7 protein-coding genes are annotated in these 16,101 nt (G+C 51.9%); 3 read left to right on the top strand and 4 right to left on the bottom strand.

Annotation, left to right across the window (positions count from 1 at the left end; translation table 11 throughout):
- Nucleotides 1-19 precede the first annotated feature (19 nt).
- Entirely contained in the window at nucleotides 20-4,141 is a 4,122-nt protein-coding gene (hrpA, locus tag CFLAV_RS02395; protein WP_160164460.1) for an ATP-dependent RNA helicase HrpA, read from the bottom strand.
- Between the two features lie 307 nt (nucleotides 4,142-4,448).
- Between hrpA and CFLAV_RS02400 the strand changes: the two genes are divergently transcribed.
- Entirely contained in the window at nucleotides 4,449-5,588 is a 1,140-nt protein-coding gene (locus CFLAV_RS02400; protein ID WP_040546635.1) for a lactonase family protein, read from the top strand.
- Nucleotides 5,589-5,953: 365 nt separating this feature from the next.
- On the opposite strand, the gene CFLAV_RS02405 is transcribed toward CFLAV_RS02400, so the two are convergent.
- The gene (locus CFLAV_RS02405) at nucleotides 5,954-8,938 is read right to left on the bottom strand and encodes a sensor histidine kinase (protein ID WP_007413007.1); all 2,985 of its coding nucleotides are present in this window, start codon (nucleotides 8,936-8,938) and stop codon (nucleotides 5,954-5,956) included.
- A gap of 440 nt (nucleotides 8,939-9,378) precedes the next feature.
- Here CFLAV_RS02405 and CFLAV_RS02410 point away from each other — a divergent pair, with 440 nt between their 5' ends.
- Nucleotides 9,379-10,344, top strand: a complete 966-nt coding sequence (locus CFLAV_RS02410) for a hypothetical protein (RefSeq protein WP_007413008.1) — start codon at nucleotides 9,379-9,381, stop codon at nucleotides 10,342-10,344.
- Nucleotides 10,345-10,407: 63 nt separating this feature from the next.
- Here CFLAV_RS02410 and CFLAV_RS37330 read toward each other — a convergent pair whose 3' ends face one another.
- Nucleotides 10,408-10,758 (bottom strand): helix-turn-helix transcriptional regulator, encoded by a 351-nt coding sequence (locus tag CFLAV_RS37330; RefSeq protein WP_341849379.1) that lies wholly within the window; start codon nucleotides 10,756-10,758, stop codon nucleotides 10,408-10,410.
- Entirely contained in the window at nucleotides 10,736-11,068 is a 333-nt protein-coding gene (locus tag CFLAV_RS37335; protein ID WP_237712352.1) for a response regulator transcription factor, read from the bottom strand. The genes CFLAV_RS37330 and CFLAV_RS37335 overlap by 23 nt, the downstream gene beginning before the upstream one ends.
- 409 nt (nucleotides 11,069-11,477) lie before the next feature.
- Here CFLAV_RS37335 and CFLAV_RS02420 point away from each other — a divergent pair, with 409 nt between their 5' ends.
- Nucleotides 11,478-15,512 (top strand): immunoglobulin domain-containing protein, encoded by a 4,035-nt coding sequence (locus CFLAV_RS02420; protein WP_150107231.1) that lies wholly within the window; start codon nucleotides 11,478-11,480, stop codon nucleotides 15,510-15,512.
- Nucleotides 15,513-16,101 lie beyond the last annotated feature (589 nt).

Below are 16,101 nucleotides of genomic sequence, written 5' to 3' on the forward strand. Positions count from 1 at the left end.
TCAGAGGTTGCCGACGTTATCAAGCTACAATTTGGCGCACGCGTTCCAATTCCTGATCCAGTCTCTTGGCGGAAACAGGTACAGCGGTGCCAAGCTCCTGCGCGAAGATTGATACTTTAAACTCTTCTACCAGCCAGCGGAATTCCTCAATCTGTTTTTGAGCTTCGGGTGACTTGGATTGTGAAGATTGGAATTTCCGCAATGCTTCCTGGTAAGGAGCGAGTTGGCGGGAGCGCTCCTGATCTTTGAGAGGATTCAATTTCGCACGTTCGGCACGCGTATGCAGGGCTTTCAAATAACGCGGGTAATGTGCCAGTTGCTCGTACGGAACCGATTCGAGGAAGCGCTTTGGAAATAAAGCTTCAAGTTCATTTGCCAGTGAGGCAGTGCTGTTGGCTGCAGTGGGCTTGGCGCCTAGATGTTTCAAATCCGTCAAGGTTTGCGGACCTTTCGTAATTGCGGTTGAAGCCGGGCCGACTCGACGAAGAACATCCTGCCGCAGTTGAAAAATGTTGCCAAGCCGATCAATCAATTGTGACGCCAGCCCTGGAATGCGACTCTTGACCTGATTAACAGCTAGATTGAAATGGTTTTCAGTCAGGGCCGGCAAGGGTTCGCGTGGAAGAATAAAGCGCTTGAGATTTTCAAAAGCACTCTCCTGTAACTCTTCGACACCACCGGGGGGAAGCAGTGGTTGGAAACGTGAAAAGCCACGCAAATCTTTTTGCAACCATGCGAGATCCTTTTGAAGGGCGAGCTCTACGAGGCGCTGAACGCCGGTCAAGCTGGCACGCCGGGCGGTATCCTGGCTCGGGAAAAGGTGAACATTTACATGATTTTCCTCCACCTGTAATCCTGGCCAGCCGTAGACGGGGACAACCTCACCTTCACTCACGGTAATCCTTTCTGGCAGGTCACCAAAAGTCCAGCCTGTGCGGCCGAATCGTTCCCACTTTGCAGCGGCACTCTTCCAGGCGGGTGGGGCGCCAACAGGTTTTACTTTTACGTTCTGAAATTGTTCGCGGAGTTGGCTGAGATCGCGACCCGCGCCAAGAGTTTTGTGGTCGTTACCCACGATTTCTATACGAGGTCGGAGATGTTGCGGGAGGGCGTCAGAGGGCCAATCAGTTGGAGATACTTCAATGTGATAACGCTCTTTAATAAAATTGGCCAAATCCTGCTTCAACGATTTGCCGGTGGGGCGGAGATCGCGCGTGATCTCGGCAACCTTGGGAGGGAAGGGCATCAACTCGCGACGGATTGTCTTGGGCAAGGCGCGGAGCAGCTCGCTTACCAGGGATTCCCGCAAACCCGGCACCGCCCACTCCGTACTGGCTGGTGATACAGATTCCACAAGCGAAAGAGGGAGCTTCAGTGTGACACCATCCATCTCCTCACCGGGTGCATAGGCATAGGACAACGCGACGGGCTGGTTCGCAAGTGAAACGGAATCGGGAAAAGCCTCAGCATCGAATTTCAATTCCTGATCACCGATAAGGTCGGCTTCAGTGACGCAGAGGTAACCCGGTTCGGGATGATCGCGCAGGAGGCGATTTAATTCATGGAGCGAGGAGACATTTTCGATTCGCCTGGCGTAAAACTCGCACATCGCCTTGTCCAAGTCGGCCAGATCGTGGCGACGCATGCGGGTTTGCCAGGTTTCAATCTTTTGACGAACCTGGCGATTGTTTTCCAAGAACTGATAACGGGCAGGCGGTTTCTCCTTTTCGGCTGCAATCGAAGCGAGCATCTGCGGGGTTGATTTAGCCAGAACATCGTCCTGCTCGTGGCGGTTGCGTGGTGGCTCGGGAAACAAGTTCTCTTCAACCAGGGCTGAGCGGATAAAGATGTCAGTTGCCTCCTTTGGATTAATGTTGCCGTAGACCACCCTGCGGTTGTGGATCTCCATTCCATAGAGCGAAACCTTTTCATCCGCAAGGACGCGGCCGGAGTTGGCGCTCCAATGGGGATTATGATGCGTCAGTTTGCACAGATGCGGAGCGATTTGAAGAATCCAAAGAGGATCAATCCCGGCAACGGTGCGGGCAAATAATTGAGAGGTTTCAACGATTTCGCCCGCAACAATCCATTGTGGTTGATTGGAAGCACGCGGCTTGGGCTGAGTTCTCGGTTGTGATGGCGACGGCTTCTTCGGCTTTTCCGTCCGATCATACAGAACTGAACCCGGGAAGACTGTTAGTTGACGATTGCCGGTGGCTTTGTAGAGATTGCGTTCGGCTTTGGTCGCAACGTGACCGAGGAGCCCCGCGAGAATGGAGCGATGGATGGCATCGTAAGCGGCGTTGCTCTCATTGAGCTTCAACGTGCGTATATCATCCAGAGCATCGTGGAGTTGCGTATATAAATCCTGCCATTCGCGCATACGAGTGTAGGAGAGAAAGTTTGCTTTGCAGAATTTGCGACGTTGATTTTGCGTTCTGAGTTTGTCCCATTGATCGTGAACCGCATTCCAGATGTTCAGCAGGGCCAGGAAATCAGATTGCGGATCAAGAAAGCGCTTGTGAGCTGCATCCGCCGCGCTCTTCTGGTCCAACGGGCGTTCGCGTGGATCTTGAATGCTCAGGCCGGCGGCGATGATCAGCAATTCCTGGGTGGCATGTTCCCGTTGAGATTGAAGCAGCATGCGGCCGAGAGTGGGATCAATGGGAAGACGGGCGAGGTCCCGGCCGAGCGGAGTTAAATCGCGATTCTCATCCAGCGCGCCGAGTTCCTGCAATAGTTTGTAGCCGTTATCGATGGCGGCGGGCGTCGGAGGATTCAGGAAAGGAAAAGATTCAATCTCACCCAGGCGGAAGGCTTTCATGCGCAGGATAACCTCAGCGAGGTTGGCTCGCTGGATTTCCGGCTGGGTAAAAGGTGGGCGGGCGTTGAAGTCTTCTTCAGAATAAAGGCGAATGCAGATGCCGTTCTGAACGCGGCCACTGCGTCCCTTGCGTTGATTGGCGCTGCTCTGAGATACAGGTTCGACGGGCAGACGTTTAGTGCGGGTGCGGGAATTGTAACGGCTGATGCGCGCCAGACCGGCATCGATCACGTAGCGAATACCGGGAATGGTGAGGGAGGTTTCAGCGATGTTTGTGGCGATTACGATTTTGCGTCGTGAAGATGGCGCGAAGACTCGTTGCTGATCGCCGGAACTAAGTCGGCCATAGAGCGGGATGACATCGGCATCATTGCCGAATCGGCCCTCGATTTGATCACTGGTTTCACGAATGTCACGCTCGCCCGGCATGAAGATGAGAATGTCGCCATCACCTGATTCATACATGGACTTTTCCGTCGCGCTAACAGCGGCGTCGATGAAAGTCAGGTCACCGCTTTCTTCAGAGGCGGCATCGAATGGGGCGTAAATAACTTCGACGGGGAAGGTTCTGCCGGAGACTTCGATTATGGGAGCGTTATTGAAAGCACGAGAAAACGCTTCTGTGTCGATCGTTGCGGACGTGATAATGAGTTTTAGATCGGGGCGTTTGGCCAATAACCCCTTGAGATAACCCAGCAGAAAATCAATATTCAAACTGCGCTCGTGGGCTTCATCGATGATGATGGCGTTGTATTCTGAAAGCAGCGGGTCACCCTGGGTTTCAGCGAGCAGGATGCCATCCGTCATCATCTTTATATAGGTGTCCGAACTGGAGCGGTCATCAAAGCGGATCTTGCAGCCGACTTCCTTCCCCCAAGTGACGTTGAGTTCCTCGGCAATACGGCGGGAAATTGAAAGGGCGGCGACACGACGGGGTTGAGTGCAGCCAATCTTGGCTTCAATCCCCAGGCCAGCTTCCAAGCACATCTTGGGAATTTGCGTGGTCTTGCCGGAACCAGTTTCTCCGGCAATAACAATCACCTGGTTTGAACGAATCGCGGTGACGATCTCGTTCCTGCTCGCACTAATTGGCAATGAAGGGGGATAATCGATGCGGGGTAACTGTGAGCGGCGCCGTTCGCGCAGTTCAACCGAAGCCCTGGCTTGCTCCAGCAATCGGTTCAAAATTGAGTTGTGAGCGTCGGGATGATGTTGATCCTTCAAAAGACGCACGAGCCGAGAGCCAAGACGCACCCAGTCAGGTGTCATGGCTTTTGGAAGCAAATTTTTAATTTCTTCGATTCTAGCGTCGTTCATGCCGGTCCAGACAGTGTAAGCGAACATGGGTAAGGGTTGCAAATGCCGTCGGTGGATTTGAAAACTGGCGGTTGTAACCTGCTGAGAGCCGAGGCCAGGAGAGTCGATGCTGATGCACAGACTCTAATGCACATGCATTGTGGCGTGGAGTTCGTTTCCCTTCCTAAAAAAAATATACTTCTTTCAATTACTCACAAACGAGGGTAGTAACGAACAATCATCACTTTAGCGCGTTTAAAAGGCAGTAGAAATAATTTCAATGCGAGTTAATGTAACAAAACTAACGGGAGTTGCAGTTTCCATTTTTATGGCTTTATCGGGTTTGAATACCAAGGGGCAGGTGGCCAAGACGAGAGCAGCCGAGGCTGATGCAAAGAGTGAATGCCTGGTCTATGTGGGCACTTACACAAATGGGAAGAGCAAAGGGATTTATGGCTACCGAATGGACCTGCGCACTGGTGGCCTTAATTCAATTGGTCTAGTGGTAGAAACTCCCAATCCTACTTTTTTGGCTATAGACACCGAGCGTCATTTTCTTTTTGCGGTGAACGAAATCAGCCGTTTCCAAGGCAAGGCAGCGGGAGCAGTCAGTTCCTTCTCCATCGATACACAAACGGGAATGCTGAAGCTGATCAACCAGTATTCATCGGTTGGGAGCGGGCCGTGTCACATTCAGCTCGACAAGGAAGCATGCCATGCCTTGGTGGCAAATTACGGAAGTGGAAGTGTCGCAGTGTTGCCGATTGAGAAGAGCGGTAAATTGGAAGAGGCCTGTGCTTTCAATCAACATGAGGGCACCAGTATTAATTCCGAACGACAGGAAGGGCCGCATGCCCATTGCGTGACGTTGGACAAGGGAAATCGTTTTGCGTTTGTGTGTGATCTGGGACTGGATAAAGTCCTGAGTTACCGATTTGACTTGAAGCAGGGCACACTGGTTCCCAACGAGCCGGCGTTTGCGAAAATTCATCCTGGAGCAGGGCCCAGGCATCTGACTTTTTCACCGAATGGCAAACATGCCTATCTCGTGAATGAGATGAGTTGCACCGTGAATGTGTTTGATTATGACGCGAAACATGGTGTTTTGAAGGAAGTTCAGACGGTGGAGGTTTTGCCCGAGAACTACAAAGGATTTCATTCAGGAGCAGAAATTGAGGTGCATCCTTCGGGCAAATTTGTTTATGCCTCGGCTCGTGGGCCTGATCTGATAGCTGTATTTGCAGTGGATGCCAGGAATGGCAAGTTAACGCTGGTGGAGCGGCAGTCAACTCGGGGGAAGACACCCCGGCATTTCGGCGTTGACCCAACGGGAAAGTATCTGTTGGTGGCCAATCAGGATTCAAACAATATTGTTGTTTTCAGCATTGATGCAAGCAGCGGCCGGCTGACACCGACAGGGAAAATTTTGGAAGTCGGTGCGCCGGTTTGCGTGAAGTTTTGCCAGTAGCGGAAAATGGCGAAAGTTGGCGGCAATCTTTTGCCACAGGTTGAATTTCACGTTCGTTCGAGATTATACCGAATGCCAAAATTAATTTCCGGAATGGGGAAAAGAACCGGAATGAAAGGAGCCAATAAGCCGGATGAAAGTGGAGACTGAAAAAGCCATGGCCTTGGGGATGAGGAAGATTCATTGGTCATTGGCTGCAGGGTGCTTTTGATTTGAGGCGGCGTTGTCGGCCTTGGCGTTATCTTTCAGATAGCGCCTGCGGCCTCCGCCTTGCCTCAAACCAAAATCCCTCCTGCCATCCGGAAATTACTTTCGGCATTCGGTATAACTCGGCTTGAATGAAGCAGTTTTGCGGGCTGAGGAAATTACTTCTTTATGCGAACGGTAAATTTGATGCGTGTGCCTTCGCCGTGGGTACTGCTGATCTCACAGAGGCCTTCAATTTCCTCGAGTCGCTTGCACATGTTGATGAGTCCATTGCCGGAAGAAATGCGATCCTGAAGCCTGGAATCAGCGGACGCGGACAGGGGCGCCTTGGGATCAAAACCCCTGCCGTTATCGGCGACGAACAGATTAAATTCTTTGTTGGAAAGAGTAAGTGAGACCCGCACTTCGGTTGCGGCGGCATGCTTGAGCACGTTGTTCAACGCCTCCTTGAAGGCAAGGAAGAGGTTGTGTCGCACTTCGGCAGTAAGCGGCCAGTGTGGCAGTTCGATAGGCACATCCAAACGGCAGCGGATTCCAGCGACGCTCAGAAAGTCCTGAGCAAATTTACCGAGATAGGAAACCAGGCTGTCGAGAGTGTCGTGTTGGGGGCTTACGGCCCAGACAATTTCGTCCATGGCCTTGGTTAATTCGCGAGCAGTGCGGTAAATATGATCCAGGTCGGCGGCGGCCTGATGAGGGTCCTCGGCATCGGTACGGCCCGATTGGCTGAGCATGGTGATACGGGTAAGGCTGGCACCGAGGTCATCGTGAATATCCTTGGCGATTCGGGCGCGTTCTCTTTCCAAGGCGCGTTGCCGTTCCAACTTTTCCATTCGTTGGCGGAGACGGCGGCGGGTGGCGTAGCGCGCGCCGCCAGCGACCGCACAAATGCCGGCCATAACGCCCCCGGAGGTGAACCACCAGGTTTGCCAAAACTGAGGCAGAATGGTGAGCGGAAGGCTGGCACCGGTTTCATTCCAAACACCGTCGTTGTTGCAAGCAGTGGCTTCGAAGGTGTAAGTGCCGGGTTTGAGATAGCTGTAATAGGCAATACGACGGTTGTTGGCATCGACCCACTCCGATTCCAAGCCTTTCAGCCTATATTTAAAGCGGACTTTGTCCGGAGCGACAAAGCTCAGGCCTGTGTAGCGGAATTCAAAACGTTGTTTGCCGGGCGCGACAGTAAGGCCGGATTGAGTTCCGTGCTGATCGACGGGAGAAAGAGGAATTAAGTCCCCATCAACGGTTACTTCTTCGATCACGACTGGTGGTGGGCGCGGGTTGATTTTGACATCTTCAGGGTCCAGCACGGCCAGGCCCTTGCTGGTTGGAAACCAGAGACGCCCATCGGGTGTTTTGCAGCCCGCGGGTTGGAATCCGCCGGAGCATTCGAGCGTGCTGAGCCCATCTGCCTTGCCGTAAGAAATACAATGGATCAGTTTCTGTTTGCCATCGGCACATTTATTCAACTCTTCCCGGCTGACACGAAAGATGCCGCCGTAAGAACTCATCCAGTAATTGCCATGGCCATCGTCCGCAATATGGCAAACGACGTTGTTGGGCAATCCTTCGCGGGTAGAGATGGTAACGAATTTACCTTGCTTTAAACGGCACAGTCCACTGCCGAAAGTGCCAATCCATAGGGTGCCGTCTGGCTCGGAGTGCAGGGACCAGACAAAGTCGTTGGCGAGGCCGTCAGATTTGTGGAATTGAGTGATCTTGTCGTCCTGAATTTTGCCCAACCCGCCACCCGACATGCCGAACCAGATCGCACCGGTCGCATCTTCAGTGATCGCCCGGACATCCGGCACAGCCAGGCCTTCCTGCCGGGTGAACCAGGTGCAAAGACCCTTATCATAACGAGCAAGGCCGGACCGGGTGCCGATCCAAAGCATGCCTCTGCGATCTTGATGAAGCGCCAGCATGGGGCGGGAAATGTCTTCCAATCCTGGAATGGTTCGAAAACCTTTTTCCTCGCGTATCCGCAGACCGCCACCCCAAGTGCCCACCAACAACTGATGTTGGCGATCCTCCAAGAGGGACCAGACGAAGGAGTTTGGTAAACCGGCGGATTGGTCATACCGGGTCAGTTTGCCATCCAGTAAATGATACAACCCGGCGCCTTCAGTTCCCACCCAAAGGCTGCCATCGTAACTGGGAGTGATGGAGAGCAGAGCACGGCCCTGCCATTCATCGGGCGCCTTGATCATTTCCACCTTGCGGCGACGAAAGGCATCCAAGCCGCCACCGCCCGTGCCAACCCAGAGATTGCCTTCAGAATCCTCACGGAGAGAACGAATCCAATCGCCAGAAAGTCCATTTTGGCGCGAGAGATGTTTGCGGGAGCCATCGGGCAGGATCAGGAAAATGCCCTCCTTAAGAGTACCGACAAGCAGTTCGCCGCTGCGGGCTTCCAGCATGGTGGTGACGGAACTATCTATCGGCGCATAACCGGAGTCCTTGATGACACCATCCGGCGTGCGTTTGACCAGTTTGCCATTGTTGACGAGCCAGAGGCCGCCATCGTGGGCGGCACAGCCGAGTTGAAAATTGTTGGTGCCGTTTGGTCCCGTCGTATCGCAAATAATGATCTCCCGCTTTTCCAGTCCACCAAAGAGGCTGCCCCGAACAACCCAGAGTGTGCCGTCCTTTTCCCTGGCAAAGGAGGGAAGGGTTTCGCCGGGCTCATTGCCCTGGCCGCAGCGAAAACCTTTATTGTCCTTGAGACAGAGGAGCCAGCTGGCATCACTGAGAAGCCAGAGGTCGCCATGCTTATCGGCTTCAATGCCGGTGATAGGGCCGCCGGGCCAGTTGGTGCCAAGCGGGATGTGGCTGAAGATGCCGTTGTGATATTTGGTGAGGTCACCAGTTTCATGACCAATCCAGAGAGCCTTTTGGGCATCCTCGTAGAGGCTGGTGATGCGACGGCCAATCAGTCCGGGAGTATTACTGGTGTCGAAAACCGTGAAACGGACTCCATCGAAGCGGACCAATCCATTGTAAGTGCCGAGCCACAGGTAGCCATCCTGGGTTTGCGCGATCGAGGTTATGGAGTTTTGCGGCAGCCCATTCTCGGTTTCCCAGATATCAAACGAGTAATCCGAACTGGTGGTGGGATGTTCAGCTGAAAAAGCAGGTTGCATTGTGAACAGACAACCGAGAAGGAGCAAAGTGTGCCTGGCGACACGCCAACCAGAAAAGACATTATATCCAGGGAACACGTGAGGGATGATATCAGTTTTACGGAGGGAAGCAAGAGTGGGGCACCTTTAGCCAGCATTAGCGCGGAAAGGGGATTTCGACGGTGAACCGAACACGCAAACACGAATAAGTAGAGGTTTCGGAGGCGAATTCTTCTAGGGGGAAGACCTACCGACGAAACCTTTGACAATTCGACACTTATCACCAGACAATGTCCGGGGCAGAAGAACTCCACTTGTTTGAGATCACGAAAGAAATGGCTAAATTATTCGGGATTGTTTTCCCGGATGCCGGTCAACTTTGGTGATTTCATTGCGATGGATTCGTAATTGACAATACAAATGATTCATGGTTTTAAACGGCGCTTTTAATTCTAGTGCATATGAAGAAATCCGTTCGTCGCGGTGCTGCTCCTTCGATTTCGGTGACTCCGTGCTTTGGAGTCAGTCAGCTTGTTGCCCTCTCGATTGGGATTTTCTCCATCCAGTCAGCAACCGGCACTGAAAATGTTCCTCATGCTCCTTTTGCTCAGTGGGCCGAAGTTCCGGCTAAAGGGCAGATTATTGCCGGACTCTTCTATGATGAATCAGAGTCCTACCATATTTGGGCTAAAAACAGTTATCACAACATTTCGGTGAAGGCTGATGGAGAGACTTACGGCATCGACATCAATCAGGGCTATTTGGCGCTGCAATACGGCATCACGGAAAGGTGGGCAGTCGATGCGGCGGTTGGGTATACGACGTCGGGGTGGCGATTTTTTTCACCCAACTTTCAGCCTCAGTCCACCTCAGGATTCATGGATTTCGCGTTTGGTGTGCGGTACCAGATTTTCAAAGAAGACGAATCAGTTTCTCCATGGCAGCCTACTCTCACCTTCCGGGCCGGGGCCGTGTTGCCGGGCACTTACGCTCAGGATTTTCCTTTTGCACCTGGAACCCGTTCGACGGCAGTGGAACCGGAAATTCTTATCCGGAAGCATTTCGGCTGGCCGGGACTTGGCGTTTACGGCGACGGGCTCTTTCGTTGGAATCGGACCACACACAACGACCAGTACATCGTTTCGACCGGACTGTTCCAACAGATTAAGGGGTGGGAATTGAATGTAGGCTATCGCCATCTGGGAACGATCACCGGTGAAGACATTGTTTTAAACCCGGACCGCTCGATTTTCTATCCCAGGATGCTGCGTGAAAACAGCGATTCAAGTGAAGCCGGATTCAGTTATACCACTTCCAAGCGGCAAATCCAGTACGGCTTCTATACCCGCTCAGTTTGGGGCGGGTCGAACACAGACGGAAAATTTTGGTTTGGAGGTTATGTCAACGTCCCTTTTGGAGGTAAGTAGCTTTTTTGGGAGCAATTGCAAAATCTTCACCTGCCTGGGCCGGCAGAAGTGAAAAGATTTGAATTATGTCTTGGTTTTCGGCAACTCTTCGCGGCCGGCAAATCGGGTATACTTTGCCACCGCCTGGGCTCTGGAACGCACGTGCAGCTTCTCGTAAACGCGGCGAATATAGGTATTCACCGTCGCCACGCTGATGTTTAAGTTTTCGGCAATTTCCTTGTACAGGTAGCCTCGGGCGAGCAAATCGAGCACCTCTTGTTCACGATTCGACAACTCATCAGCTTCGGATGCATGAGGCCTGGTTTGTTGGAAGGATTGAACGACTCGGCGGGCAATATTGCTGGCCATGGGCGAGCCACCACGGTTGACTTCCTGGAGAGCTGCCAGCAACTCAGGACGGGGTGTCTGTTTCAATAAGTACACCTGTGGCACCAGCGGCGAGAGCGTTGAAGATGTGATCCGCATCTTCGTAAACTGTAAGCATAACGAATTGCGTATCCGGCAGAATGCCCTTCAAGCGACGGACACATTCGACACCATTCATTCCGGGGAGGTTGATGTCCATGAGCACCACGGCAGGCTGCTCCTTTGGCAGGATTTCGAGGGCACTTTCAGCTGATCCATGATCGCTGAGAAAGCGGAATCCCTCAGCACGAGCGATCCAACCGGCGAGAACCTTGCGAGCCTGGGTGTCGTCTTCAACGATGGATACGGTCATTGCCATAAATTTTTTTACGTCTTTTGATCAGGGCAGGCGAATTATGGGTTCAAACTTTTATTAGCTTCAGTGCCTGATCGTATAGTCAAGTTGCTCTGTCAAAATCAATGTTGCAAGACTCCGGCGGTTGCAAACAACCCTATTTCAAATCAAAACGCCAGTCGGTCTATCCAACAACACGGATTAAATAGAAGCTACCATGACGTGACGGAAATGTGTTGTCATCAAAATAGACTACAGTTGGCCGGTTGTGACATGAGTTTTGATCACATTGAAAGGCGCCGTTAATACCAAATCTAGATTTCTTCGGAACGATTTCCTTGGGATCAAAGACTTGCAGATTTTGCTGGATTTCGGGTTGTTTTATCCAATACTTAGCTACAAGAGCGCCCCAGATCCTTTCGAAACATTCGTCATGCGTAAGCTTTTGCTGATCATTTGTACAATCGTGCTGCCTTGGATAGGGGGTGGTGGCGCTTTGGCATCCTCTCCTTATGGACTCGATGTCCGTGAGCAGATGGGTGTTTTCCTGAATAATCATCTGCCGCCAGTTTCGGTTGATGCTTCAGGCGGATGGGTGACGGTTCCAGCATTTCCAAACCTCACCTTCGAGGATCCCACCTTTCTGACCCGCGCACCGGGAACAAGCAGGCTTTACGTTTGCGGTCGGCAGGGGATCATCTGGTTTTTTGTCAATGATCCCAGCACCTCCAACAAGACGGTTTTCCTAAATATATCGAATCGCACCCAAGGCAACGATGACTGTGGCCTTACGGCGATGGTATTTCATCCTGAATTTGGCCAACCCGGTTCAACGAACCGGGGATATGTTTATATTTGGTATCAGTTTAGCCCCAGCCCGGTGAATCCAGCTCCTAATCGGCCCGATCCGGACACGCCAAGTTATAATCGACTGTCGCGATTCACGGTTCCTGATGGATCATCAGTGGCAGATCCCAACTCCGAACTTGTCCTTATCAACCAATTTGATCAGAACCTCTGGCATAACGGCGGAGGCATGCTGTTTGGTGAGGACGGCTTCTTATACTTAACCAACGGCGACGAAGGCGGGGGAGATGACGGTTATCGCAACACACAGAAGATCAATAAAGGCTTATTTTCCGGGGTGCTGCGCATCGATGTAGATCAAAATCCTGCGAAGAGCCATCCAATTCGCCGCCAACCGCAAAGCGGCGTCACTCCACCCGATGGTTGGCCCAACAGTTACACTGCCAATTATTATATTCCCAATGACAATCCTTTTGTGAATGCCGATGGGAGTGTGCTGGAGGAATTTTATGCGATTGGCTTTCGCAATCCGTTCCGTATGAGCTACGACAGTGTCAGCAAACATATTTGGCTGGCAGACGTGGGTGATAGTGCCCGCGAGGAAGTGGATATTGTCGTAAAGGGCGGCAATTATCAGTGGGCCTATGGGGAAGGGTTGATTTTAGGACCGCGAGACAAGCCTGCCACCATAATTGGAACGGAAGTCCCTCCCATTTATGATTATCTGCATAGTGAGGGGAATTCCTGCATCATAGGGGGGTATGTTTACCGGGGGTTGCAGTTCGCTGCTGATTTGAGCGGGAACTACATTTTTGGAGACAACTATTCCGGGCGCATATGGGCCATGTCTTACGATGGCAGCAACGCGCCGGTTGTGACGTATTTGTGCAACATGCCCCCGGGACTGAGTTATAATGGACTGTCTGCTTTTGGGCTCGATGAGAAGAATGAGCTCTACATGTGCCAAATGGGGACCAATGGGGCGATATATAAACTCGCACGAACGGGAGCGGATTACGCGCAACCTCCAGCCGTCCTCTCCCAGGTCGGTGTCTTCACGAATCTATCGAATCTTGCGACCGATTCGGGCTTAATTCCTTATGATGTCAATTCACCTCTTTGGTCCGATGCGGCGCTGAAAAGCAGATGGATTGCAGTGCCGAACGACGGAGCGCCTGATTCCAGCGACGAACAAATTGGATTCGCGGCTACCGGAGAATGGAACTTTCCCATCGGGACCGTCCTGGTAAAACATTTCGAACTTGCAGTTGATGATACCAATCCCAATATCCGCAAACGTTTGGAGACCCGCCTGCTGGTCCGGGGGACCAATGGAAGTTTCTATGGCTTGACATACAAATGGCGGGCAGACAATAGCGAGGCTGATTTGCTGACGAACAGCCTGGCCGAAGACATCGTTATTACCACGGGCAGCAGCAGTCGCACGCAGAGGTGGTATTATCCCAGCCGCCAAGATTGTCTCATCTGTCACAATCCTAATGCCAATTATGTTTTAGGAGTCAAAACGCGGCAATTGAATGGGAATTATGCCTATCCAGATACTGGAGTTACGGATAATCAACTGCGCACGTGGAATCACCTTGGATTATTCAACCCCTCCATCGATGAAACGACGATTACAAACTATGCTGCCATGGTGCACGTTACCAATACCACGGCTTCGCTGGAAGCGCGGGTGCGTTCTTATTTGGACGCAAATTGCGCACAGTGTCATCGCCCTAACAGTGGGATTCAAGCGTATTGGGATGCCCGCTTCGACACACCATTGGCAAGCCAGGCAATTACGAACGGAGCGGTGGTCGCAGATTTGGGAATAGCAGGCGCCAGAGTCGTTGCTCGGGGGGATGTATCGAAATCAATTCTGTATACGCGGCTGAATACAACAGGTGCCGTCGAGATGCCGCCTCTGGCGCGCAATTCAATCGATACGAATGCCGTGGCTACGGTGGCTGCGTGGATCAACAGCCTGAAAGTGCTCATAACAAATACACCGCCGACCATCGTCGCCCAGCCTCAAAGTCTGATTCTCAATCAAGGCGCGAATGCTGCCTTCAGTGTGACTGCGTCTGGCACCGTACCATTGAGATACCAATGGCTGAAGAATTCATTCATCATCGCTGGTGCGACGGGCAGCAGTTATGACATTGTCATGGCTCAGCCGGGGGATGCGGCAGCTTACTCGGTGACAGTCACCAACATGGCTGGAAGTATTACGAGCGCCACTGCGAGGCTGACCGTAAACATTCCCCCCAACTTTTCGATGCGGCCACATGATGTGACAGCAAGGCAGGGAACCAATGCCACTTTTATTTCCTCTGCGAGTGGGACTTTACCATTGAAATACCAGTGGCGGCACAATTCATTAGACCTTGCAGGCGCCACCGACCGCGCCATTACCATTTCCAATGTGCAGCCTGCGGACTCGGGAAACTATGCTGTGGTGGTGACAAATATCGCGGGAAGCATTACCAGTTCCAGCGCACTGCTAACGGTGATCACTCCGCCCGTCGTTACCGCCCAACCGCTTAATCTGATTTTAAGCGCCGGTGAAAATGCAACTTTTAGCGTGGGATCAACGGGAACAGCGCCCCTTGGTTACCAGTGGCAGTTTAACAACACAAAAATTGTCGGCGCATCAAGTTCCTTGCTGCTTTTGACCAACATCCAGGCGATCAACGCTGGCAATTACGCAGTCGTTTTGACCAATGCCCTGGGCAGTGTGAGAAGCTCAAACGCCACGTTGACCGTGTTGCCAGTAACCATCCCTTCTCCCCCTGGTTTGGTGAACTGGTGGCCGGGTGATGGCAATGCAAAGGACATTCAAGGCACTAATAATGGTTCCCTTAAGAATGGCACCACTTTTACAAAGGGCATTGTGGGCCAGGCTTTCAACTTTGATGGGAAGACGAACATGGTTTCAGTCGGCATACTCCCTGCTGCGATAACCAATACCTTTACGATTGAGTTTTGGGTCAAACCTCAGGCTTCACGCCGCTCCACTGTCGAAGCCAATAAGGGAATCACGGGGACTACCGGACAGCGCTATGCGATTTTTCCAAGGCATGGGGCTTCCGCTTTTGGTGCGGGTCATGTGGGCGCTGGTGTGTCAGTTGGAACAAATGGGTTAAGTGTGTTTGAACATACCGGTAACTATCTCGGATCGCCCTTGGTGTTAAATACATCCATTAGCGGTTGGAATCATATTGCGGTCGTTTATCAAGGCAGGCGGCCGAGTGTTTACATCAACGGAGTATTGAAGCGTACTGGCGTGACCAGCACCAATATTGTGCATCCGAGTGGAGACATGGGAGGTCCTTATGGATTCTTCAGCGGTGCCCTGGACGAGGTGGGAATTTATAATCGAGCCCTTACTGCAAAGGAGATTCAGTCCATTTACAACGCCGGCACTGCCGGTTTGATCAAGGGAGCTGAGTTCACACGCATCGACAAAATGGCCGGCGGAAAGCTTCAGTTCGACTTGAAAGCAAAAGCTGGTGGCAAGGTGAGGATCGATATCTCCACCAACCTGCTTGATTGGACTTCCGCCACTTTGCTGACCAATACGAATGGAGTGGTTACGTTTATCGATTCATCCACCAATGCGCCGGCGCGTTTCTATCGATCTGTCATTGTGCCTTGACTTGATTTGAAATGGTGTTTTTTTCGATTGCCAATCAAGAATCGATTGGCAACAGAGTGAAACCGTAATCTGGCTTCCGCAACGTAGCGTGAAAACATTCGGTATTCCTTCAGAATTCCTTTCGGTTTCTCCAACGATTTACCTTTGGTTTCAGGAACGAAAAGCGGGATGGTGAGATCCGGCACGCCGTAGGCGACAAAATCCCTCTGCGGGAAAAAGAGGATGGCACCAACCAAATTCTACGAGGCTGCACCAAATCTGGCAGTTTACGCCTGAACTTCCAAGTTACTCGCAATAAGGAGCATGTACGTACAGGAAAAATTTATGTAAAGTTTCTGTTGACGGTGCGTTAGTAGTGTAATACAAAATACTACAAATCCCGCAACCAAAAACAGATAACTGATCGACAATTATCTACAAAACCAACCGATTACTCGGAAAGGGAACCATGCGAAACAACCTATCAACTATAAGAAGCATTAGGGAAATCACCGGGAGGGTGTTTTCCGGAACGAAAACTTTGCGGTGTGTAGTGATTGCCGCCATCTGCTGTGGAGTTGGCGCTGATCTCCATGCAGCGAACGTGTTG

The organism is Pedosphaera parvula Ellin514 (genome assembly GCF_000172555.1).
Taxonomy (GTDB): domain Bacteria; phylum Verrucomicrobiota; class Verrucomicrobiia; order Limisphaerales; family Pedosphaeraceae; genus Pedosphaera.